Annotated in this window: 15 protein-coding genes; 8 read left to right on the top strand and 7 right to left on the bottom strand. The window is 66.5% G+C overall.

Annotated features, from left to right (window positions below):
• Positions 1-280 precede the first annotated feature (280 nt).
• The 7 genes from PC358_RS02030 to PC358_RS02000 form a co-directional block, all read right to left on the bottom strand.
• Positions 281-2,065, bottom strand: a complete 1,785-nt coding sequence (locus tag PC358_RS02030; RefSeq protein WP_033697168.1) for a dipeptide ABC transporter ATP-binding protein — start codon at positions 2,063-2,065, stop codon at positions 281-283.
• The gene (locus PC358_RS02025) at positions 2,062-2,889 is read right to left on the bottom strand and encodes an ABC transporter permease (RefSeq protein WP_033697166.1); all 828 of its coding nucleotides are present in this window, start codon (positions 2,887-2,889) and stop codon (positions 2,062-2,064) included. The genes PC358_RS02030 and PC358_RS02025 overlap by 4 nt, the downstream gene beginning before the upstream one ends.
• Complete coding sequence (locus tag PC358_RS02020; RefSeq protein ID WP_033697165.1) at positions 2,882-3,961, bottom strand: ABC transporter permease; 1,080 nt, start codon at positions 3,959-3,961, stop codon at positions 2,882-2,884. The genes PC358_RS02025 and PC358_RS02020 overlap by 8 nt, the downstream gene beginning before the upstream one ends.
• The gene (locus PC358_RS02015) at positions 3,954-5,531 is read right to left on the bottom strand and encodes an ABC transporter substrate-binding protein (RefSeq protein WP_033697163.1); all 1,578 of its coding nucleotides are present in this window, start codon (positions 5,529-5,531) and stop codon (positions 3,954-3,956) included. Before PC358_RS02015 ends, PC358_RS02020 begins: the two co-directional genes overlap by 8 nt.
• Positions 5,532-5,541: 10 nt before the next feature.
• Entirely contained in the window at positions 5,542-6,729 is a 1,188-nt protein-coding gene (locus PC358_RS02010; RefSeq protein WP_033697161.1) for an LLM class flavin-dependent oxidoreductase, read from the bottom strand.
• Positions 6,730-6,792: 63 nt separating this feature from the next.
• Positions 6,793-7,524, bottom strand: a complete 732-nt coding sequence (locus PC358_RS02005) for a class II aldolase/adducin family protein (protein WP_033697159.1) — start codon at positions 7,522-7,524, stop codon at positions 6,793-6,795.
• 27 nt (positions 7,525-7,551) lie between these two features.
• Positions 7,552-8,607: an ABC transporter substrate-binding protein gene (locus PC358_RS02000; protein WP_033697157.1), complete on the bottom strand. Its 1,056-nt coding sequence runs from the start codon at positions 8,605-8,607 to the stop codon at positions 7,552-7,554.
• Positions 8,608-8,964: 357 nt separating this feature from the next.
• Between PC358_RS02000 and PC358_RS01990 the strand changes: the two genes are divergently transcribed.
• The 8 genes from PC358_RS01990 to PC358_RS01955 all read left to right on the top strand — a co-directional run bounded on the left by PC358_RS01990 (position 8,965) and on the right by PC358_RS01955 (position 22,663).
• The gene (locus tag PC358_RS01990) at positions 8,965-10,197 is read left to right on the top strand and encodes an acyl-CoA dehydrogenase family protein (RefSeq protein WP_033697154.1); all 1,233 of its coding nucleotides are present in this window, start codon (positions 8,965-8,967) and stop codon (positions 10,195-10,197) included.
• Between the two features lie 89 nt (positions 10,198-10,286).
• Positions 10,287-12,062 carry an ABC transporter ATP-binding protein gene (locus tag PC358_RS01985; RefSeq protein WP_033697152.1) on the top strand — a complete coding sequence of 592 codons (1,776 nt, stop codon included), beginning with the start codon at positions 10,287-10,289 and terminating at the stop codon, positions 12,060-12,062.
• Positions 12,055-13,902, top strand: coding sequence for an ABC transporter ATP-binding protein (locus PC358_RS01980; protein ID WP_033697150.1), 1,848 nt, complete (start codon positions 12,055-12,057; stop codon positions 13,900-13,902). Before PC358_RS01985 ends, PC358_RS01980 begins: the two co-directional genes overlap by 8 nt.
• A gap of 502 nt (positions 13,903-14,404) precedes the next feature.
• Positions 14,405-15,556, top strand: a complete 1,152-nt coding sequence (locus tag PC358_RS01975; RefSeq protein WP_033697148.1) for an LLM class flavin-dependent oxidoreductase — start codon at positions 14,405-14,407, stop codon at positions 15,554-15,556.
• A 19-nt stretch (positions 15,557-15,575) separates the two neighbouring features.
• Positions 15,576-16,640, top strand: coding sequence for an ABC transporter substrate-binding protein (locus PC358_RS01970; protein WP_033697147.1), 1,065 nt, complete (start codon positions 15,576-15,578; stop codon positions 16,638-16,640).
• Positions 16,637-17,695, top strand: coding sequence for an ABC transporter substrate-binding protein (locus PC358_RS01965; RefSeq protein ID WP_033697146.1), 1,059 nt, complete (start codon positions 16,637-16,639; stop codon positions 17,693-17,695). The genes PC358_RS01970 and PC358_RS01965 overlap by 4 nt, the downstream gene beginning before the upstream one ends.
• A gap of 204 nt (positions 17,696-17,899) precedes the next feature.
• Entirely contained in the window at positions 17,900-20,143 is a 2,244-nt protein-coding gene (locus PC358_RS01960; protein WP_033697144.1) for a TonB-dependent receptor, read from the top strand.
• 72 nt (positions 20,144-20,215) lie between these two features.
• A complete protein-coding gene (locus tag PC358_RS01955) occupies positions 20,216-22,663 on the top strand; it encodes a TonB-dependent receptor plug domain-containing protein (RefSeq protein ID WP_033697141.1) in 2,448 nt (815 codons plus the stop codon).
• The last annotated feature ends 5 nt before the right edge of the window (positions 22,664-22,668 follow it).

The raw sequence follows: 22,668 nt of genomic DNA, 5'->3' as shown, positions 1-22,668 counted from the left end.
CTCGCCTTGATGCATTGGGTGGTTTTGAGATCGAGCGCCGCCCGCGCGGCGCTTCGCGGCGCAAGGCCGCTCCCACATTTGTTTCGGGCCAGTGAGTCCTGTTATATAGGCGCGCGCCCCCTTGTCTGTACGACGCTATATCGAGGCGGGCGCCAAGGGGCCGCGCGCCAATGCTTCAGACATAACTGGCCCGAAACAAATGTGGGAGCGGCCTTGCGCCGCGAAGCGCCGCGCGGGCGGCGCTCGATCTCACAGGCGCCAAAAGCACCAAGCCATGCCCCTACCCCCCCAAATGCAACCGAGGCGAATGCGCCACCAACGTTCGGGTGTAATCATCAACCGGCCACCCAAGCACCTGCTCCACAGACCCCTCCTCCACCACCCGCCCCCGCCGCAACACCAGCACCCGATCAGCAATCGCCCGCACCACCCCAAGGTCATGGGTCACAAACAACACCGCCAGCCCCTCCCCCTGCAACCCCCGCAGCAACGCCAGAATCGATGCCTGCACAGACACATCCAGCGCCGAGGTGATCTCATCGCAAACCAACAACCGCGGCTCGCAGATCAGCGCACGGGCAATCGCCACGCGCTGCCGCTCGCCACCCGACAAACTCTGCGGGTACAGGCCTGCCACACGCGCCGGCAGCGACACCCGCGCCAGCACCGCCTCGACCCGGCGATGCGCCTCATCACCGCGTACACCAAAAAAATGCGCCAACGGCGCGCTGAGGGTTTGCGCGATCGTCTGGCATGGGTTCAAGGCCCGGTAAGGGTTCTGAAACACATACTGTATCTGGTGACGCAGCCGCGCATCACGCTGACGCGCCGAAAACGCCAACGGCTCGCCGCCATAGCGTAGTTGGCCCTGCACGTTCTCGCCCAACCCGGCGATGGCCCTGGCCAGGCTGGTCTTGCCCGAACCGGACTCGCCCACCAGCGCCAGGCACTCGCCTGGCGCCACCTGCAAAGACACATCGAACAGCACCTGGCGGTCGTACGCCACATCCAGCCCCTGGACCTCCAGCAACACACCTTCACCCGGCGCCGTGACCGACTCGACAGCGACGTCGCCACGGGGCAATACCTCACGGTGCGGCACCAGGCAGGCGACCTGATGACCCGCGTCGAGCGCCGACAGCGAAGGTTCTATCACCGCACACTCGGCACGCCGCCGGGCACAGCGCGGGGCGAAGGCACAGCCCGCAGGCCGCTGCCCCGGTGCCGGTGCGTGCCCGGCGATGGCTTGCAGCGGCTGACGCCGGGCAATGTCAGGGATCGCCGCGAGCAAGGCGCGGGTGTAGGGGTGCGCCGGGGCGCTGAACAACCTCTCGCGGCCCGTCACTTCAACCAGCCGGCCGGCATACATCACCATCACCCGGTCGACCAGGTCACGGACCACGGCCAGGTCGTGGGTCACGTACAGCGCCGCCACACCATGGCCTCGGCACAGGCGCTTGAGGGTGTCCAGCACATGCGCCTGGGTGCTGACGTCCAGCGCCGTGGTGGGCTCGTCGAGCACGATCAGCCTCGGCCGCAGCACAAACGCCAGTGCCAGCATCACCCGCTGCTGCTGCCCACCGGACAACTGGTGGGGGAAACGCCGCAGGAAGGCCGCATCATCCGGCAAGCCGACATCGACCAGGGTCTCCTGGATACGCTGCTGCACTGCATCGCCCGGCAATTTCGGCAAATGCGCCAGCACGGTTTCGCGCAGCAATGCGCCAATGCGCAGGGCCGGGTTCAGCGCGGTGGCCGGGTCCTGGGCGACGTAGCCGACCAACCCGCCGCGCGCCAGGCGCAGGGCCTCGCCCTCGAGTTCGAGCACCGCCTGCCCGGCCACCGCAATGTGCCCACCGGTAATCCGCGCACCCTGCCGCGCATGGCGCAACAAGGCGGTGGCCAGGGTGGTCTTGCCCGAACCGGACTCGCCCACCAGCCCAACGATTTCACCCGCTGCCAGGCTGAACGAGACATCGGCCAGCACATCCACCTGCCCGGCCAGCTCCACCCGCAGGTCACTGACCTGCAACACGTCGCTGGCAATCTTCACCGCCGCCGTCATGGCTGCTTCTCCCCGATACGTGCACTGACCCGGCCGATACCCTCGGCCAGGATATTGGTGCCATAGGCGAACACGGCAATCAGCAGTGCCGGCGCCAGCACCGCCAAGGGCTGGACCAGCAGGCCGGCCTGGTTCTCGTTGATCATCAGGCCCCAATCGGCCGCAGGCGGCGCTACGCCGTAGCCCAGGAAGCTCAAGCCCGAGAGCATGCCCACCGCCCAGGTCAACATGTTGCCGAAGTGCACCAGCAGCGGCGTAAGAATGTTCGGCAGGATTTCGTTGAACAGGATGCGCCAGCGGGAGTAGCCCATCATCTGCGCGGCCTCGACAAACTCCTGGCCTGCCACCGCCACCGCACTGCCACGCGCAAGGCGGATGACCCCGGGGGTGAAGGCGATGGCCACGGTCAGCACAATCAGCCACGGTGCACGGCCAAGCATCGACACGATCAGCAGCACCAGGATCAGGTCCGGGAAGGCCAACGAGACATCCGCCGCCCAGCTGATCGCCTGGTCCAGCCGACGGCGCGAGAACCCGGCCAACAGGCCAAGGCTACCCCCGACCAGCAACGCCAGGGTGGCCGCCGCCACCGACATCCACAGCACCGACACGCCGCCGCTGAGCAGGCGTGACAGCAAGTCGTGGCCAAGAAAATCATGCCCCAACGGCGCACCGGCAGTCGGCGGGCCATACACCGGCCCGACCATGGCCGTGGGGGCATGGGGCGCGAGCCAGGGGCCAAGTACAGCCACCAGCACCACCCACGAGGTAATCACGGCGCCGCGCCGCACCTGCGGGTCGGCCAGCCAGCGTGCGTCAGTCATGAGTAGCCTCCTGGGCAGGTGTGCTGCGTGCGCGCCGCCACCAGGGGCGGATGCCGCGCCGGTTACGGCGGATCATCTTGACCCGGCGCGCGGTGCGCAATTTGGGGGTGAGCAGAACGGTGAGCAGATCCGCCAGCAGGTTGATCAGCACCACGGCCAGGGTGATGACCAGCACCACGCCCTGGATCATCGGCAAGTCGCGCATCTGGATCGCCGCATTGAGGGCGGTGCCGATACCGGGGTAGCTGAAGATCACCTCGGCCAGCAGCGCGCCGCCTACCAGCGTGCGCAGGGTCAGCGCCACGCCCTGGATCGCCGGGGTCAGGGCGTTGGGCAAGGTATGGCGCCAGACGATAAGCCGCTCCGGTATGCCGCGCAGGCGGGCGGCAACCACATAATCGGACTCCAGCGCCTCGATCATCGAGGCACGCACCATCCGCGTCAGGTACGGCAGCGCCGACAAACTCAGGGCAACCACCGGCAGCACCAGCGACGGCAGCTGCCGCCACAGGGGCAGTTGCGGGTCAAGGATCGACACCGCCGGTAGCCAACCCATGCCAGGCATGGAAAACAGCAGCACCAGGCCGACGGCCAGCAGAAAGCTCGGCGTGGCCTTCAACAGGATCAATGCCGACAAGCCCCAGCGGTCCAGCGGACGATCACGCCGCAAGGCCAGGCTCACGCCGAGGGTGAGTGCCAGCGGCACCACCAGCGCCAGCACGCCGGCCAGCAGTGCCAAGGTATGACCAAGACGACCGAACAGCAGCTGCGCCACGGGCACCTGTGAGTCCAGCGAAATACCCAGGTCACCGCGCAGCGCCGCGCCCATCCAACGCAGGTACTGGACCAGGATCGGCTGATCGAGGCCCAGTTGCTGCTGCAAGGTCAGGATGCTTTGCAGCGGCGCATCGGGGCCAAGAATGACCCGCGCCGGGTCCGAGGGCAGCGCCTGGGTGGCGATGAACACCACCAGGCTGATGACCCACGCGGTCAGCAGGCCGTAGCCCAGACGGCCTATGAACCAGGCCAGCCAGGCCGGCGTACGTGGGGAACGGTGAGCGTGATCAGGCATGGTTCAACCAGAGTTCATCGAAGCGCCAGGAGGCGAAAGTGGTCTGTTCCGGGGCAAGCCCACCCACCTTGGCGGACGCCGCATCGAGCACGTCGGAAAAGCCCCAGATCAACAGGCCGCCGCGTTCGTGCTGGATCACCTGGGCCTCGTGCACCAGCGCTTTACGCCGCTCAAGATCCGGTTGGGCCAGGGCCTGGTGGAACAGTTCGGTAAAGCGAGGGTCATGGAAGTTGCTGCGGTTGTAGATGGCCTGCGGGGCATCGTTGTGCAACGCCGAGGCGAGGAAGCCGCGGGCCGGCGTCGACCCCGGCGACAGCTGCCACTGCTCGCGCTGCGGGCCGTTGAATACCGAGCCATCGACCTGGTTGACCTTGACCTGAACGCCCGCCTTCTGTACTTGCTGGGCAAACACCAGGGCGGCATTCACGCCGGGGCCTGGCGTGGTGGTCAGCTCGACGCGCAAGTCGTCCTGCCCGGCCTGGCGCAGCAGCGAACGGGCCTGATCGAGGTCGTAGGGGCGCTGGGCGAGCGCATGGTTGTAGGTCGGGTCGTGGGGCGAATACAGGTCGTTGGCGATGCGGCCGAAGCCATTGAGCCCGCGCGCTACCAGTTCCTGGCGGTCGGCGAGCAGGCGGAACGCCTGGCGCACGCGCACATCCTGGAAGGGTGCCTTGGCCAGGTTCAGGTTGAAGCCGGTGAACGACGTGCTGGGCGAGGCGTACAGGCGCAGGCGCGGGTCGGCCTTGAGCAAGGCGCTGTGCTCGGCCTGCACCCCGCTGGCCACGTCCAATTGCCCGGCACGCAAGGCGGCGGCCCGCGAGACCTGGTCCTTGAATTCGATGATTTCCAGCTCATCGGCATAGGGGCGGTTGGGCTTGTAGTAGTTTTCGAAGCGGGTGTAGAGCGAGCGCTGCCCGGGGATGAAGCTTTTCAGCTTGTAAGGCCCCGCCCCGACCGGGTTGGTCACTGGGTGGTAGTCGGTGGGCACGATGCCGCCGAAGCTGATCAGCGTTTCATCCAGCGGGTAGAAACTCTGCCCGTGTTTGAAGCGGATCTCGAGGGTGCGGGGGTCGACTTTGCGCAGCGCCTGACGGTCGATGGCACCGACCAGCCCGGCAAACGGCGACGCCAACTGCGGGTCGGTCAGGCGCAGGATCGAGAACAGCATGTCGTCGGCCGTGATGCTCTTGCCATGGTGAAACTCCAGCCCCGGCTTGATGCGGATTATCCAGGCGCTGGCATCGGCATTCGGTTCGGCGAATTCGGCCAGGGCCAGGCGCGTGCTGACATCCGGGTTCCATTCCCAGAACTTGGCGTACAGCGCCCAGCCGCGGATGATCCCGCCGCCCACCGGTTTGTGAGCATCGAGGTTGCCGGCCTGGTCACCGTCGATGATGCCCACGCGCAAACGCCCACCGTGCACCGGCGTGGCCGCCAATGCGGCGGCGCCAGCCGTTGCCGCAGGCGCGCCGCCGTCGCAGCCGCTGAGCAGCCCGCCACCGAGCAGCAAGCCTCCCCCCACGGCCAGGCTGTTGCCGAGAAACACCCGGCGCGAAAACAGCTCACTCATCACCCTCTCCTTACGCCGGTTGCGCCACAGTCGGTTTGGCCTGGGCGCCGAGGCGCGGCACTTCGAAACCATGGTCCAGGTCGAGCAGCGGGAACAGCAGGTCTGCCACCCGGTGGGCTTCGTCGATCAGCGGGAAGCCCGACAGGATGAACGCCGAGGTGCCCTGGGCTTCGTATTCGCGGATCCGCGCGGCCACCTGTTCGGCGCTGCCAACCAGGTAGGTGCCGGCAGCCGGGCCCAGCAGGTTGAAACCGAACAGGCTGGGGCCCAGCCAGACGTTGGGGTGGATTTCCAGCTCACGGGCGGTGGGCAGGCGCCCGGCGCGAATGCTGTCAAGGTTGCGCTGGATGCGCGGGTCGTCGCTGACATAGCTGTCCAGGGTCTGCCCCGCCGGCAGCTGGCGCTCGATGGCCGCCCGGGCGGTGGCCAGCGAGGTGCGCTGCAGCAGCCGCTCGGCATGGGCCCAGGCTTCTTCTTCGGTCTCGCGCACGATGATTTGCAGGCGCGTGCCATAGGTCAGCTCGCGGCCGATTTTTGCGGCTTCTGCCGCCACCCGGCGGAACTTGTCGCCGAGTTTTTGCGGGGTATCGGCGAAGCTCAGGTAGACGTCGAGCAACTGCACCGAATGGGCTACGCCCGGCGCTGAAGTGCCTGCGCCCCACAGCGGGATGCCGGGTTTCTGCCTAGGGGGGTGCCAGCCGCCCAGCGGGTGGCTGGCCGCCGCTGGCGCACGTGGCGAGAGCTTGACGTAGCGCCCGTGGTAGCCCGCGGTTTCACCGGCGTAGAAGCCCTGGAACGCGCGCCAGTATTCCAGGCTGAAGTCGTAGCGTTCATCGTGCGGGTAATGTACGCCCAGTGTGGCCAGGCCTGCGTCGTTGCCATTGACCACATTGAACAGCAGGCGGCCGTTGGAGAACTGGTCGAAAGTGAGTGCCCACTTGGCCAGTACCGCAGGTGACAGTTCGCCTGGGTGCTGGGCGACCAGGAAGCGCAGCCGCGATGTGGCATCGATCAGGGCGGCCGACACCGCGAGGCTTTCGTTGGGGCTGGAGCCGAGCAGCGAGCCGTAGAAGCCCAGGCGATCAGCCGCGATGGCCAGTTGCTTGAGGTGCTCGAAATCGGTGTTCCAGCGGCCTTCTGGCTCCCAGGGATAGGGGCCGTCGGGGGTGGTGAGGTACCAGAGAATTTTTACTGCCATGGGGCTGTTCCTTGAGCGGGTGAGTAGGCCTTGGGGGGCTGCTATGCAGCCCCAGCTATCGCATCAGCTACGCCGATCGATGCCTGGCACCAGCCCCAGTTCGGTTGCGCGCTCATACAACCCACTCATCTTCCACTGCTGGGTCAGCACCCCAGGGCCATAGGGCCGCGAGCCGCCCAGTGCATCAGCCAGCAACTGAATCTGCGCGCCCTCCTCCAGCAACAAGATGAACTCGGCCGTTGCCCGCAGCCCCTGCTTGCCCCACACGGTGGAGCCGCCGTTGGCTTCCAGAATGGCCAGGTTGAACGGGTTTTCGGCAATCTTGTCGAGGATGAAGTCCACCTCGGCCTGACGCCGGTCGATGTACACCGGCAACTCCCTGGCCAGCTGATAGCGCTGCACCGGCACATAGTGGAACGGCAAGGTGCGGTGGGTCTGGGCCCAGGCGCCGAGGTAAGGGCTGTGCACATGCGAGACCGTGGTGATGTCAGGGTGCGTGTGGAACAGTTTGGTGTAGCGGCCCAGGCCGCCTTTGCCCTTGCCGACGATGACGTTGCCAGAGAAGTCGGTCACGGTGGCCTGCAGCGGCTTGCGGTGGTTCCAGGGGCCGCCGTAGTTCACCGACACCAGCAGCTCTTCACCGGGCACGCGCTCGATGAAACCGACCGTGCCATTGGCGGTGATGGTGTTGGTCTCGCGGAACACGGTAAACGCAGCTTCGGCTTCAGCCACCACCTGGTCGATGAAGGCTTGCAGTTCGGCAGTGACGGGGCGTTCGTTGATCAGTACGGTCATGTTCAATCTCCGGGTGCTAGTGCAAGGTCAGGCGCGGCGCTGGGCCAGCAGTTCATGGGCAGCTTGCAGGGGCCGTGGGTCGACCCAGTCGGCGAGGCTGAAATCGGCTTCCAGGAAGCCATGCAGGTACAGAAAGTCTTTTTGCCTGCCGAGGAAGGCCAGGCGTTGCTCGGACAGGTCCGGCGCCAAGGTGGTGTGGAAGGCCCCGCGGTAGGCGTCGGCCACACCCTGGCTACCGGCGCGGGTTTCGTCTTCGAGGAAGCGGTTCAGTGCCTCGCGGTTGCCCCCGGCCCACTCGGCAGCGCGCAAGGTCTGGGCGAGGAAGCGCGCGACCAGGTCGAAATGGTTGTCGAGCAGGCTCTGGTGCACGGTGATCGGCCTGGGCGTACCGTTGTTGATGCGGTGGCGCGGGTCGGGCAGCAGGTCGAGGTCGACGCCCACCACCAGGCCCAGGCGCCGCGCCGCATCGGCAGCTGCCGCGCCCTTCACGTAGACGGCGTCGACTTCGCCGCGCACCAGGTAATCAAGGCCAGACCACAGGCGCTGCAGGCCCAGTTGCGGGGTAGCGGCGCTCGCCTGGTCGAGCAGCGCCACCTCCACCAGTTGCACGTCATCCAGCTGCAGGCCGGCCGAGGCCAGGGCGCCTTTGTAGCCCTGCAGGCTCATGGCGCGGGCAATGCTGCCGGGGCGGCTGTCGCCCCAGGCTGGCAGGGCCAGGCGCTTGCCGCGCAGGTCGGCGGCGCTGCGGATGCCTGCGTCGGGGCGCACCAGGATGGTCTGCCATTCTTCGATCCAGGTCAGGCCGATCAGCCGGCTTGGCGAACCGGCGGCACGGGCGGCCAGTGCCGGCACGTTACCGCCTTCGCGAAACAGCCCTGGCAGCTGGTGATCGTAATGGTGGTGGCCGAGCTGACGGGCCTCTTGCAGGGTCGAGACCGGCAAACCGTCACGGGCGAACTCTTCGTCCAGCCAGCCAAGCTTGTAGGCAATGCCCGAGGCGGTGGGCACAGGGCAGCGGGTGAACCAGATGCGGTCCAGGGCGGTAGGGTCGTCGGTTTGCGTTGCGGCAGTAGCACGTGTCATGGGGTGGCTCCTTGGGCGTCGTGAAAGCCCCATTGCAGCGTGCGTGCCAACCGCTGGAGGCCTTGATTTACGCGGAACTCGTAGTCGCTCGCAGGCCCTGGCTGCTGGGCACGGAGCAGGATTGCGGGCGGGCTGCTGCCAGACCAGCAGGGGCACTGCTGCTGGGGCAGCAAAAGCTGGCGAGGGCCACGTGGAATGGGGCCTGGCGAGGGGTGGCAAAGATATTGCTCAAGGGCATTTGACCGCGGTGTCGCCATCCGCAGGTAAACCGCCTTCACAGAGGCCGTGCACGCCCTGTGGGGGCGGTTTACCCGCGCAGCAGGCGCACTGGCCCCTCAAGCAAACCGAGACCTTTCCATGAGCGCCATAGAACCCAGCCCCACCCACCGCTTGACCAGCGAGGCCGAAGCCATCGCTGCTGCCCGCGAGGTCGCCGCACAGATCGCGGTACTCGCCGCCGACCCGGCCAACAACGGCCAACTGCCGCGCCGCCAGGCCGAACTGCTGTCCAGCAGCGGCCTCACCGCCATTGGCGTACCGGCCGAGTTCGGCGGCCTGGGTGCCTCGGTGCAAACCCTCGTCGAAACCGTGCGCCTGATCTCCATTGCCGATGGCGGCGTCGGCCAGTTGCTGCAGATTCACAACGTGATGCTGCGCGGTATTTTCACCGGCTACGCCAGCGAAGTACGTGACCGCCTGATCGCCGACGTGGTGGCCGGCAAGCGCTTTGGCAATGCCCTGGCCGAGGTCGGCGGCAAGAACAAGTTCGCCCTCAAGACCCGCGTCGAGCGCCGCGCCGATGGCAAGCTGGTGCTCAATGGCAGCAAGTTCTACTCCACCGGTTCTTACCTCGCCGACTGGATTTCGCTGACCGCCGCCAGCGAGGACGGCGGCGTTGGTGTCCTGCTGCACCGCGACACTCCCGGGCTGACCCTGGTCGACGACTGGCAGGCCTTCGGCCAGCAGAACTCGGTGAGCGGCACGGTGAACTTCGACGAAATCGTGCTCGACGAGCGCTACCTGTCGCGGCGCAGCGGCCCGATGAAGCGCACCGGCCTGACCTTCCCGCAGATTCTCCACGCGGCCATCGACACCGGCATCGCGGCCGGCGCGCTGCAGGCGGGCGTCGACTACCTGCGCGAGCATGCGCGGGCCTGGGTGGAAAGTGGCGTCGAGCGCGCCAGCGACGAGCCGCATGTCATTCGCCAGATAGGCGAGTACGCGGTGGCCCTGCGCGGGGCCGAGTCAGTGCTGCGTGATGCTGCGCGGGTGTTCGACGCGCATGAGCGTGACCCGGAGGACAAGGCCCTGCAGGACGAGCTGATTCTCTCGGTGGCGACTGCCCGTGCGCATTCCGATGGCGCGTCGCTGAAGATCGCCAGCGACCTGTTTTCGCTGCTGGGGGCCAGTGCTTCGTTGAGCAAGTGGAACCTTGACCGATTCTGGCGAAACGCGCGGGTGCATACCACCCATGACCCGATTCGCTGGCGGCTGCATAACGTGGGTAACTATTACCTCAATGGTGCCGATCCGGGGGAGTACACCGCTGTGCTCAATGCCAAGGAAGCGCAGGGCGCGACGCGCCGTTGAGCTTTTGAACCCGGGGGGGCGCTTTGCGCCCCCATCGCGACGCAAGGCCGCTCCTACAGGGGCCGTGTCGCTTTTGATCGAGCCTTTTCATGAACCATCCGCTTCTTCGTGCCTTGGCCATTTATCGTGAAATGCCCTGGCGCTTTGCGCTTGTCACCACGTTGTACATCGCTGGCAACCTTGGCCTGGTCTGGCAGCAATGGCTGATCGGCCACGCCGTGGACGATGTCAGCGCCGGCCGTGCCGTGGTGCGCCTGGCTGATGGCGGCCTGGACGCCGCCGTGGCCTGGCACTGGCTGTGGCTGCTGCTGGCCATCGCGCTGGGCCGTGGCCTGCTGCAGTACGCGGCAGCGGTGCTGTCGCTGGTGCTCAGCCAGGCCCTGCTGACGCGCCTGCGTGAACGTATCCTGACCCAGGTGCAGCGCCTGCACCTGGGCTACCACTGGCGCCACGGCATGGGTGAGTTGGTAACCCGCACCACCCGCGACGCCGACAAGGTGCGTGATGCGCTGATCACCTTCTGGCGGCAGATCATCGAAACACCCCTGGTGGTGATGGCGGCCGTGGGGCTGCTGAGTGGGTACGACCCGCTGCTCGGCCTGGTGCCACTGTTGCTGACCGGGGCCGGGCTGTGGCTGTTCGTCGTGCAGACCGATCGCCTGGTCAGCCTTGACCGAGCGGTAGGCGCCGCCTACGACCAGGTCAGCCAGGACCTGGCCGAAGGCATCGGTGGTGTACGGGTGATCAAGGCATTCGGTCTGGAGGGCCAGCGCATCGAGCGTTTCGCCAGCCAAGTGAACGTGTTCACCGGCCACGCACGGGCAGCCCTGGCCTACGCCAGCTCGCGCATTCCGCTGCCACAGGCGGTGGTGGCACTGGGGCATGTGTGGATCCTGGTGTACGGCGCCCATTGTGTGGCAGCGGGTACGCTGGGCATCGGCGAGCTGGTCACCTCGCTGCTGGTGGCCACCACGCTGGTGTTCCGTATCGAAGGCATCGGCCGGGTCATGCAGACCTTCGCCGACGCCCGTGCCAGTGCCGAACGTATCTGGCAGTTGCTGGACGAGCGCCCGGCGATCGTCGGCGGCCAAGCCACCCTGCCCCCGGGGCCGCTGGGGCTGAAACTGGCCCAGGTACGGGTCGGTGCGCCAGCGGGTGAGCGCGACATCCTGCATGACTGTTCGCTGACCCTGCAGCCCGGCGAGGTGGTGGCACTGGTCGGCGCCACGGGCACCGGCAAGAGCCTGCTGGCCAGCCTGCTGCCGCGCCTGGCCGACGTGCAGGGCGGCGCTGTGCTGGTCGGCAGTGACGCTGCAGGTTGGCACGATGTGCGTGAGCTCGACCTGGCCGCCTTGCGGCGGCGCGTGCAGGTACTGCCTCAAGAAAGCTTTCTGTTCTCCGACAGCCTGGCCGCCAACCTGCGCCTGGCGGCCCCGCAAGCCAGCCCTGTACAACTGCGCGAAGGGCTGCGCCTGGCGGCGGCAGAGGACGTACTCGAACGCCTGCCCCACGGCCTCGACACCCCGCTGGGCGACCGCGGCGTGACCCTCTCCGGCGGCCAGCGCCAGCGCCTGTGCCTGGCCCGGGCACTGCTCGGCGCGCCCGACATCCTCTGCCTGGACGACGCCACCAGCGCGCTGGACGCCCTGGGCGAGCGCCAGGTGCTGCACAACATCCGCCGCCTGCGCGGCAGCACAGGCCAGGGGCCGACCTTGCTGCTGATCACTAGCCGCCTTTCGACCCTGCTGTTGGCCGACCGCGTGCTGATGCTGGAAAACGGCCACATCAGCGCCAGTGGCAGCCATGCCGAGCTGAGCGCGAACAATGCCCACTACCGCGACCTGCTGGGGATCGACCATGACTGATACGCGCAACAAGCCCCCCAGCGACATCGAGATCGAACAACATCTGGCGCGCCAGGCCTTGGACCGTGGCATGTTGCACCGCCTGCTACCACTGCTGCGGCCGATTCGCCGGCAGATCCTGGTAGTGATCGGCATCGAACTGCTGCTGGTGTTCACGGTGTTTCTGCGGCCCTGGTTCGTGCGCGAGCTGCTCGACAAGGGCCTGGTACCCAGCGCCGATCACTGGTTGCTGGACGAACGCCTGGTGCTGTGGCTGGGCTTGGGTCTGGCGGCCAGCTGGCTGGGGCGCTTCCTGCTGGCGGGGGTGTCGCAGTTCATTGCCGGGCGGGCGGCGATCCGCGTGCTCAACGACCTGCGGGTGAAGGTATTCGCCCATGTGCAGGCGCTGTCGGTGAGCTACTTCGACCAGACGCGCGCCGGGCGCATCATCTCGCGCGCCGATCGTGATGTGGATGCTCTGGAGCCGCTGCTGGTGCAAGGCCCGCCGGAGCTGCTCGGTGCCCTGCTGCGCTGCGGCCTGGCAGCGGTGATGCTGTGGCGTATCGAGCCAAGCTTCTTCTACAGCCTGGCCGCCACGGTGCCGCTGCTGGCCCTGGCTACCTGGCGTTTCAAACGGGTTTCGCAACGCAACTGGGCCAAGGTCGCCGAACAGCGCAGCCGTTTCACCGCCCACTTGGTCGAGAGCGTGAGCGGGGTGCGGTTGATTCAGCAGTGCGGCCAGGAACAGACCAACCAGGCGCGCTACCGGCGCCTGCTGGAGGACTTCAACCAGGCACTGATACACGGCAGCCTGCGCGCCGGCTGGTTTGCGCCGTTCACCGCACTGCTGAGCACGGCCGGCATGGCGGTGTTGCTGCTGGTCGGCGGCCATGGCCTGGCCGAAGGCAAGGTCAGCGTCGGCCAGGTGGCCGAGAGCCTGTTCTATGTGTTCCTGTTCCTGGGGCCGCTGCAAGAGCTGTCGGACCTGTTCGAACGCTATGCCACCGGCAGTGCCTCGGCGCAGCGGATCTTCCTGCTGCTGGACACCCGGCCACAGGTCCTTGACCCACCCTCGCCCCGCCCGCTGGCCAGGGCACGCGGCCAGGTGGACTTCGAACACGTGGGTTTTGCCTATGCGCCGAACAGCCCGCGCCCGGTGATCGACGGGCTCGACCTGCATATCCGCGCCGGCGAAGTCCTGGCCATCGTCGGCCCGTCCGGGCATGGCAAGAGCACCCTGGTGCAGTTGCTGACGCGGTTCTACGAGGTGCAAAGCGGCGCCGTGAAACTGGACGGCATCGACTTGCGCGAACTGGCCCAGCATGACCTGCGTCGCAACGTCGGTGTGGTATTGCAGGACAACGTGCTGTTCAGCGGCAGCATCCTCGACAACCTGCGCCTTGCCGCCCCCGGTGCCGACGCTGCACGGCTGGTAGCGGCAGCCCGCGAGCTGGGGGCCGACGAGGTGCTCGAACGGCTGCCCCAGGGTTACCACACCGAAGTCGGCCCGCTGGGCGCGCACCTCAGCCACGGCCAGCGCCAGCTGGTGTGCCTGGTGCGCGCCTACCTGGCCGACCCGGCGGTGCTGGTGCTGGACGAAGCCACTTCAGCGGTGGATGTGCATACCGAACGGCGCATCCAGCAAGCCCTGCGCCGGCTGTGCCAGGGCCGCACAGCGATCATCATTGCCCATCGGTTGGCGACCATCCGCGATGCCGACCGTATTGCCGTGGTCCGGCATGGGCAGGTGGTGGAGCACGGCGTGCATGCTGAGCTGATGGAGCGTGGGGGGGCTTATGCGGCGCTGTATGAGGCGTATTTGCGCAGTGCCGGGGAGGTTGTTGCAGGGGCGCTGGTGTGATGTAGCGGCTGGCATGCCTTGAATTTCGTAGCGCCTGTGAGATCGAGCGCCGCCCGCGCGGCGCTTCGCGGCGCAAGGCCGCTCCCACATTTGTTTCAGGCCAGTTATGCCTGAAGCATTGGCGCGCGGCCCCTTGGCGCCCGCCTCGATATAGCGTCGTACAGACAAGGGGGCGCGCGCCTATATAACAGGACTCACTGGCCCGAAACAAATGTGGGAGCGGCCTTGCGCCGCGAAGCGCCGCGCGGGCGGCGCTCGATCTCCCAGGCGCTAAAAATCCAAAGCCATGCGACCTGGCTTCCCCATGACCTCAAATGCCCCTGCACTTCGCAGGCTCTCTCATGCTGCTCCCCCAGCATCCACTGCTTACCGATTGCTGCCACAGCAGCACCCGGCCCTCTGCCCTCTGCGCAAACCCCTGCCCCATAAGGCTGCCGCCGTGCATGGCACAGCGGTTGCACCTGCCTATCCATCCGCACAACCGCCCCCTTCAGGAGCCCCCATGACCACCGAATTCTTCTGGCGCCTGCCCTTGGGCACCGATGGCCCGCAGTTGTCCACCGACCGCCATAACCGCGGCAACCCCCACCACCGCCCCGGCAACATCGCCCCCGGTCGCCTGCCCAATGGCGACAGCGATGGTTTCACCTACATCGACTACATCGCCCAGGTGGCCAAGGCCGCTGAACTGGCGGGCTTCGAGGGGGCCTTGCTGCCCACCGGCCCCGAGCCGTGGATCGCCGCCGCCGCGCTGGCCCGCGAAACCCGCCGCATACGCTTTCTGATCGCGTTCCAGGCCACCTGGACCCTCCCCGCCTATGCCGCGCAACAGGCCGCCATCCTGCAGAACCTGAGCGGCGGCAGGCTGGACTGGAACATCATCACCGGCGGCAACCCGGCCAGCCAGCGGGCCAACGGCGACTTCCTCGAACACGACCTGCGCTACAAGCGCACCGGCGAATTCCTCGATGTGATCCAGGGCCTGTGGCAGCAGGACACGTTCTCCTACGAAGGCGACATCTATCGCCTGGAACACGGCAGCCTGCCAGCGGGCCTGCAACACGAACGCAAGCCGGGTGTGTACTTCTCCGGGTTTTCCGATGCCGCGCTGGAGGTGGCTGCACGCCACGCCGATGTGTACCTGAACTGGGCCGAGCCGATCGACAAGCTCAAACCCCATATCGAGCGGGTCAGCGAGCTGGCCGACAAACAAGGGCGCACGGTGCGCTTCGGCCTGCGCGTCGACCTGTTCGCCCGCGAGACCGAAGAGCAGGCCTGGCGTGAACTGCGCCAGCAGTTCGAGCGCCTGGAAGGCAAGGCCAGCGCCTCTGCCAAGGGCTTCGTCAGCGGCTCCGACTCGGTCGGCGGCGCGCGCCAGGCGGCCTACCACCAACACCTGCAAGGGTTCGACGAGTTGGTCCTGGCACGCAACCTGTGGGCCGGTTTCGCCAAGGCCAAACCCGGCCCGACCGTGGGCCTGGTGGGTAGCCACCAGCACATCGCCGAGCGCCTGGCCGAATACCGTGATGCCGGTTTCAGCACCTTCATCCTGGCCGCCAACCCGCACCTGGAAGAGGCCTTGCGCATTGGCCAGGAAGTGCTGCCGCTGGTACAGCAGGCTGCGGCCACCACCCCCTTGAAGGCCAACGCCTGAAGCCGACCGGAGCAAGCACATGAGCAACCCCCTCGACACCCTGTGGTATACCCGCTGCCCAGTACCCACCGGCCTGGGCATCGCCGTGCAGCAAGGCTGGCTGCAGGACGACCTGGCCAGCCTCGGCACCCAGGTGCAGTCGCTGCGCGAGGCCGACCAGCAGGCGGTGCGCGAATCGCACTTCGACCACAGCCTGCGCAACTCGGTGCGCCACGGTGGCAGCATTCCGGCGATCTGGGCCCGTGCCCAAGGGCGGGACACACGCGTGATCGGGCTGTCCTGGGCCGATGAGGCGCAGTTGATCCTGACCCGCCCAGACAGTGGCATCCACACGGTCAAAGACCTCAAGGGGCGCCGCTTCGGCCTGCCCGACTGGGCCTCGGCGCAGATCGACTTCACCCGCGCCCAGGCCTTGCGTGGGCTGGAAAACGCCCTGAAGCTCGAAGGCCTGCAAGTGGGCGACGTGGCGTTGGTCAACTACCACTACGACGGCACCTTCAGCGACCGCCCGGTGCGCAATGTGGCCGGTACACCGGTATCCAGCAGCCAAAGCGAAGGCCGCAACCTGGAGCTGGCCGGGCTGCTGCGCGGCGAGGTCGATGCCATCTTCCTCAAGGGCGCCAGCGCCGTGCAACTGGCCCATGCCTTTGCCTTGCACACGGTGATCGACACCGGCAGCCACCCCGACCCGCTGATCCGCAGCAACAACGGCACGCCGCGTACCTTGGCGGTGGACAGCCACCTGCTGGCGCAGCACCCGCAGGTGGTGCGCACCTTGCTGTCGTCAGTACTGCGCGCCGAGCGCTGGGCCCATCAGCACCCCGACGAAACCCGCCGCTACCTGGCCCGGGAAACCAACAGCAGCGAATACTGGGTCACGGTCGCTTACGGCGCCGATGCCCACTTGCGCCTGAGCACCCGGCTGGAGGAGCAGGCCATCGACGCCCTGCAAGATTTTGTCGAATTTCTCAAACGCTGGCGCTTCATCCCGAACCGTTTCGAGGTACGCGACTGGATCGACCGCCAACCGCTGGACCACTTGCTGGCACCCACCCCCCTGGACAGGAAGCCCATTACCCCATGACCAAGCCACTGGAAACTCTCTGGTACACCCACAGCCCTGTGCCCACCGGGCTCGGCATTGCCGTGCAATCCGGGCGCCTGGCCGAAGCTTTTGCGCCGTTCGGCACCAACATCCAGTCGTTACGCGAGTCCAGCGAACGGGAGGTGCGCGAAGCCCACTACGACCATCACCTGCAGAACTCCGTGCGCCACGGTGGCAACATCCCGGCGATCTGGGCCTATGCCAGCGGGGTCGAAACCCGGGTGCTGGGGCTGTCGTGGAGCGACGAGGTGCAGCTGATTCTGACCACCGAAGAAAGCGGTGTGCGCAGTATCCGCGACCTGAAAAACCGCCGCTTCGGCCTGCCCAAGTGGGCCAACGTGCAGATCGACTTCACCCGCGCGCAGGCCCTGCGCGGGCTGGAGAACGCGCTCAAGCTCGAAGGCCTGAGCGTGGCTGATGTCGAACGGGTCGACTACCCCTACGGCGGCACCTACAGCGACGATGCCAAGCAGCACCTGTACGGCGCCGAAGTGAGCCTGGACACCAGCCGCTTCAGCCGGCGCAACAATGAGCTGATCGGCCTGCTGCGCGGCGACATCGACGCGATCTTCCTCAAGGGCGCCCACGCGGTACACCTGGCCCACGAGTTCGGCCTGCGGGTGGTGGTCGACACCGGCAGCCACCCCGACCCGTTGATCCGCAGCAACAACGGTACGCCGCGCACCTTGACCGTGGACAGGCACCTGCTGGAAGAGCACTTCGATGCCAGCCGCACACTGGTCGACACCGTGCTGCGCACCGAGCAGTGGGCCTGGGCCAACCCGGAGGAGACCCGGCGTTTTCTGGCGCGCGAACTGAACACCAGCGAGTACTGGGTAGCGGCAGCTTACGGTGATGATGCCCACCGGCGCTTGCGCACGACGCTGGATGGGCGTTCGATCGACGCGTTGCAGGACTTTACCGAGTTCTTGTTCAGGTGGGGGTTCATACCGCGCCGGTTCGACGTGCGCGAATGGATCGACTTCAGGGTATTGGAGAGTGTGATCGGCTCGACTTCGCGGTTGGCGGTGTGATTGCAGGGGGGCCGCTTGGCTGCCCCAGCATTCCTGATGAGCAGCTGCTGCCCCAGCAGCACCCGCCAAGCACCCCACTGCTGCCAGATCGGCAACAACCTACAAATCAAATCAAATAACCTATATAAATCAATAATTTATCAACCTGGCACAGTCCCTGCTCTAGCTCTCCCCAACAACGCTTTACATACGGGGAGATTCACCATGCACCAGCGCCATCCACTAGCCCGCCAGATCAGCCTTGCACTGCTGCTGGCCAGCACCGGCGGCCAAGCCGTCGCCGCCGGCGAAGACACCAAGGCCGAGCCAGCCCTGGAAACCGTCACCGTCACCGCCCAGCATCGCGAGCAGACCCTGCAGGAAGTGCCCGTCGCCGTGTCGGCGATCAAGGGCACCAGCATCACCGCCGATGGCGTGCGCTCGATGGGCGACATCACCACCTTCGTGCCCAACGCCTCGGCCAAGAACCCCGACGGCGATGGCCGCCCGCGCTGGTACATCCGCGGCCTGGGCACCGGTGATACCGGTGCGGCGACGGTCTTCCCGGTGGGCATCTACGCCGACGACGTCTACCTCAATGCACCGATCGCCGGGGGCGGCCCCCTGTTCGACCTTGAACGCATCGAGATCCTGCGCGGGCCGCAGGGCACCTTGTATGGCAAGAACACCACCGCCGGTGCGGTCAATGTCATCTCGAAAAAGCCGGCCTTCGACACCGACGGCTACGGTACCGTCGGCTTCGGCAGCAAGAACGAGCGCATCGTCACCGGTGCCATCGGTGGCGCGCTGGTGGACGAAAAGCTGGCCGGGCGGGTATCGCTGTATTCCGAAGAACGCGATGGCTTCCAGAACAACGATTTCGACGGCAACACCTATGGCGACGTGAACAAAAAGGCGATCCGCCTGCAGTTCCTGGCCCAGCTCAACCCCAACCTGGACGCCCTGCTCAAGCTGCACAGCCGCCAGTTCAAGGGCGACGGCAGCAACGGCTCGCTGCCGGTGGGCCGTTATTACAACGTCGGCTACGAGCGCCCCAATGGCCGCGATATCGCGCTCAACGTCAACGAGGACTACCGCCTCGACCACGACGGCGCGTCGTTGACCTTCAACTGGTACCTGGGCGATTACACCCTGACCTCGATCAGTGCCTACGACTACATCCGCAACCGCTCCACCAGCGACGCCGACTACACCCCCTATGAAGTCAACGGCGCGGCAATCACCGACAACAGCTACCGCCAGTGGTCCCAGGAGCTGCGCCTGGCATCGCCGGAAGACCGCCCGCTGCACTGGCTGGCGGGCGCCCACTACTTCCATGAAGACCTGGACAGCTCGGCCCAGCGCATCGTCACCCCAGGCCCGACGCCCAACGGCACCGGCTCGAACCAGGTTGGCACCACTGCGTTGCGCGACCTGGGCTATGACCACCGCACCGACAGCTACGCGCTGTTCGGCAACCTGACCTACGACTTCACCGATGATTTCAGCGTCACCGGCGGCCTGCGCTGGACCCAGGAGAAGAAGGACATCGACCTGGACCTGGTGCAACTGACCCGCGCCACGGCCAACGGCCCGCTGATCCCGCTGGGCGGCGTGGGCAGCAACGGCAACCGCCAGGAAGACAAGACCTGGGAAGCCTGGACCTACGACCTGACCCCCGAGTACCGCATCAACGACAACCTGCGGGTGTTCTTCCGCTACGCCCATGGCTTCCGCTCCGGCGGCTTCAACACCGGGCTGTCGACCAGCCTTGCGCAGTTGACCACGGTCGACCCGGAAGAACTGGATGCCTACGAGCTTGGCCTGAAGTCCGAGTGGTTCGACCGCCGCCTGACGGTCAACGCCAACGTCTTCTACTACGACTACTCGGACATCCAGGTGAACCTGCTGACGGTCAACAATGGTGTACTCACCACCGCCTTGACCAACGGTGCCAAAGGTACGGTCAAAGGTGCCGAGCTTGAGATCGAAGGCCAACCGACCGACCGCCTGCACCTGCGCGCGGCGGTGTCGTTCCTCGACACCGAGTACACCGACTTCAAGAACACCAACCCCACCACGGGCGCGGTGACCGGTGACTACAGCGGCAACAGTTTCGTGCGCTCGCCACGCAACGTGGTGTCGCTGGGTGCCGACTACACCATACCGCTTCAGGTCGGCGGCAAGCTGGTGGCCGGCGGCGACGTGAGTTTCCGCGACAAGGAATACTTCCTCGCCGACCGCCAGAGCAGTGCCGACGAGACCCTCAGCCAGCCGCACTACACCCTGGCCAACGCCCGCCTGACCTGGTTCAGCCCTGATGACAAGTTGAGCGTGAGCGGCTTCGTCAACAACCTCACCGACCGCCGCTACCAGGTGCATGGCCGGCCCAACGGCACTGCCGGGCAGTACGTGATCACCTACGGCGACCCGCGCACGGTCGGGCTGAGTGTCACCAGCCGGTTCTGATTTTTCTCACAAAGGGGCCGCTGCGCGGCCCATCGCGACGCAAGGCAACAACGCCTACTAAGGATTATCCCCATGCCCCACTACACCCCCTTGGCCAGCGCCATCGCCCTGGCCATCGGCAGCCTTGCCGTGCCCGCATTCGCCGCCGAACCCGCCGCCAACCTCGACACCGTGGTCGTGGTCGGCACCCACCGCAGCGACGTCACTGCCCTGCAGAGCGCCGCGCCGGTCGACGTCCTCAGCGGCGAGAAACTGCAGGAAACCGGCGCCAGCGACCTGTCTGCCGCGCTCACCGCCTTATCACCGTCGTTCAGCTTCCCGCAGTCGCCACAGGGCGCATTCGCCGGTTCCATCGCCCAGGGCGCCTCGTTGCGCGGCCTGGCCTCCGACCAGGTGCTGGTACTGGTCAACGGCAAACGCCGCCACACCAGCGCCAACGTCACCCGTCAGGGCCTGGTCAACGCCCGCGGTGCCGCAGCGGTGGACCTCAGCCTGATCCCGCTGTCAGCCATCGAACGGGTGGAGATCCTGCGCGATGGCGCTGCTGCCCAGTATGGTTCGGACGCCATCGCCGGGGTGATCAACATCGTGCTCAAGGCGCGCGATGAAGGCGGCAACGCCGGCTACCGCTTCGGCGGCTACAACAAGGGCGACGGCCTGCAGCACAAGCTCAGCGGCTGGAAAGGCTTTGCCCTGCCCAACGACGGCTTCCTGACCCTGGCCTTCGACGCCGGCAGCCAGGACCCGGCCAGCGATACCCGTGACGACAACCGCTTGTTCTACCCCGGCTCGACCAGCATCGACACCCCGCGCGAGCAGAACAACCGCTACCGCAACTGGCGCTGGGGCTCGGGCAACGTTTCCGACCAGTACAACTTCACCGCCAACGCCGAGATGGGCCTCACCGAGGGCCTCAGCGCCTACGGCTTCGCCACCTACGCGCACAAGAACACCGATGCCGAGAACTTCTTCGACCCGCCCACCACCCTGCGCAACAACTATGGCAGCGTGGCCCTGACGCGCTACCCCGACGGCCGTCTGCCGGTGACCCGTTATGGCCTGGAAGACTACGCCGTCACCGGCGGCCTGCGCTTCGAAGACGAAACCCTGGGCCACTTCGACCTGGCGCTGAACTACGGCAATAACCGCGTCGACTCTACCGACCGCGACGCGATCAACCCCAGCTGGGGCAACGCCAGCCCATCGACGATCTACACCGGCCGCCGCGAGGCCGACCAGACCAACCTGACCCTGGACTGGACCCGCGACTTCGCCAACGACTGGCTGTTCAAGCCGCTGACCGTTTCGGCAGGGCTGGCCTGGCGCCAGGAAAACTACGACCTGACGGCAGGTGATGCAGCCGGCTGGTCCAACGGGCCGCTGTTCAACACCCTGGACCCAGTCTCTGGCCGACGGATTCCGGGCTATTACTCAGGCATCACCCAGGTCGATGCCGTGTCGCTCGACCGCCGGGTGATCGGTGCCTACTTCGATGTCGAAGCCCAGCTGACCGAGAAATTCCAGGCTGGCGTCGCGGTGCGCAGCGAGCATTATTCGGACTTTGGCGACACCACCAACGGCAAGCTGTCGCTGCGCTACGATTTCACCCCGCAAATCGCCGCACGGGCCAGCGCCAGCACCGGCTACCGCGCACCGTCGCTGGTGCAGAGCGGGCTGTCGTCGTTCAGTGTGCAGGTGGTCGAGCAGCCGCCGGGCAGTGGCAACTGGGTCGAGGTGCAACAACGCACCCTGCGCGCCGACAGCCCGGAGGCAGCGCTGCTGGGCGGCAAGTCGCTCAAGCCCGAGGAGTCGACCAACTTCTCCGTAGGCTTGGTCTGGCGCCCGCTGCCGAATGCCTCGGTCACGCTCGATGCCTACCGCATCGACATCGACAACCGCATCACCCTGTCCGACCAGTTGCCGGCCTCGGTGGTCGGCCCGATCTTCGCGGGTACGCCCTACGCCAACATCCAGAGCGCAGCGTTCTACAGCAACATCGCCGACACCCGCACCGACGGGTTCGAACTGGCCGGCCACTACCAACTGGACGTGGGCCGCTGGGGGCGCCTGGACTTCAATGGCGGCTATGCACGCAACAATACCCGCATCACCGGGCTGGACGATGTTGGCAGCATCCCCGGCAACCAGATCATCGGCCGCAACACCCAGGGCCTGATCGAGGACGGTACGCCCAAAGACAAGCTGACCTTGAGCGCCAACTGGCTGTACGACGGCTGGAGCGTCACCGTGGCGCAGCGACGCTATGGCGAGTGGCAGAGCCGCAACGCCGCCAACCCGACGCTGGACCAGACCTTCGGCGCGCAATGGGTGACCGACCTGGATGTGTCGTACCGCTTTGACCTGGGCCTGACCTTGTCGGCGGGCGCGATCAACCTGTTCGACAGCCACCCGGACAAGCTGGAAGGCGCGCAGCTGTATGGGGTGCCGAAGTATTCCATCACCAGCCCCGAGGGCGCGCAGGGGGCGTTCTACTACACAAGCGTCAGTTACGACTTCTGATCCTT

Source organism: Pseudomonas capeferrum (genome assembly GCF_000731675.1).
GTDB classification, from domain to species: domain Bacteria; phylum Pseudomonadota; class Gammaproteobacteria; order Pseudomonadales; family Pseudomonadaceae; genus Aquipseudomonas; species Aquipseudomonas capeferrum.
The sequence above is the reverse complement of the archived record's forward strand: the minus strand, read 5'-3'. Positions and strand labels throughout refer to the sequence as shown.

What these genes read in the sequence shown, in the direction of transcription:
- PC358_RS02030 (WP_033697168.1), bottom strand. Translation starts at nt 2,065, where the DNA reads ATGACGGCGGCGGTGAAGATTGCCAGCGACGTGTTGCAGGTCAGTGAC.
- PC358_RS02025 (WP_033697166.1), bottom strand. Translation starts at nt 2,889, where the DNA reads ATGACTGACGCACGCTGGCTGGCCGACCCGCAGGTGCGGCGCGGCGCC.
- PC358_RS02020 (WP_033697165.1), bottom strand. Translation starts at nt 3,961, where the DNA reads ATGCCTGATCACGCTCACCGTTCCCCACGTACGCCGGCCTGGCTGGCC.
- PC358_RS02015 (WP_033697163.1), bottom strand. Translation starts at nt 5,531, where the DNA reads ATGAGTGAGCTGTTTTCGCGCCGGGTGTTTCTCGGCAACAGCCTGGCC.
- PC358_RS02010 (WP_033697161.1), bottom strand. Translation starts at nt 6,729, where the DNA reads ATGGCAGTAAAAATTCTCTGGTACCTCACCACCCCCGACGGCCCCTAT.
- PC358_RS02005 (WP_033697159.1), bottom strand. Translation starts at nt 7,524, where the DNA reads ATGACCGTACTGATCAACGAACGCCCCGTCACTGCCGAACTGCAAGCC.
- PC358_RS02000 (WP_033697157.1), bottom strand. Translation starts at nt 8,607, where the DNA reads ATGACACGTGCTACTGCCGCAACGCAAACCGACGACCCTACCGCCCTG.
- PC358_RS01990 (WP_033697154.1), top strand. Translation starts at nt 8,965, where the DNA reads ATGAGCGCCATAGAACCCAGCCCCACCCACCGCTTGACCAGCGAGGCC.
- PC358_RS01985 (WP_033697152.1), top strand. Translation starts at nt 10,287, where the DNA reads ATGAACCATCCGCTTCTTCGTGCCTTGGCCATTTATCGTGAAATGCCC.
- PC358_RS01980 (WP_033697150.1), top strand. Translation starts at nt 12,055, where the DNA reads ATGACTGATACGCGCAACAAGCCCCCCAGCGACATCGAGATCGAACAA.
- PC358_RS01975 (WP_033697148.1), top strand. Translation starts at nt 14,405, where the DNA reads ATGACCACCGAATTCTTCTGGCGCCTGCCCTTGGGCACCGATGGCCCG.
- PC358_RS01970 (WP_033697147.1), top strand. Translation starts at nt 15,576, where the DNA reads ATGAGCAACCCCCTCGACACCCTGTGGTATACCCGCTGCCCAGTACCC.
- PC358_RS01965 (WP_033697146.1), top strand. Translation starts at nt 16,637, where the DNA reads ATGACCAAGCCACTGGAAACTCTCTGGTACACCCACAGCCCTGTGCCC.
- PC358_RS01960 (WP_033697144.1), top strand. Translation starts at nt 17,900, where the DNA reads ATGCACCAGCGCCATCCACTAGCCCGCCAGATCAGCCTTGCACTGCTG.
- PC358_RS01955 (WP_033697141.1), top strand. Translation starts at nt 20,216, where the DNA reads ATGCCCCACTACACCCCCTTGGCCAGCGCCATCGCCCTGGCCATCGGC.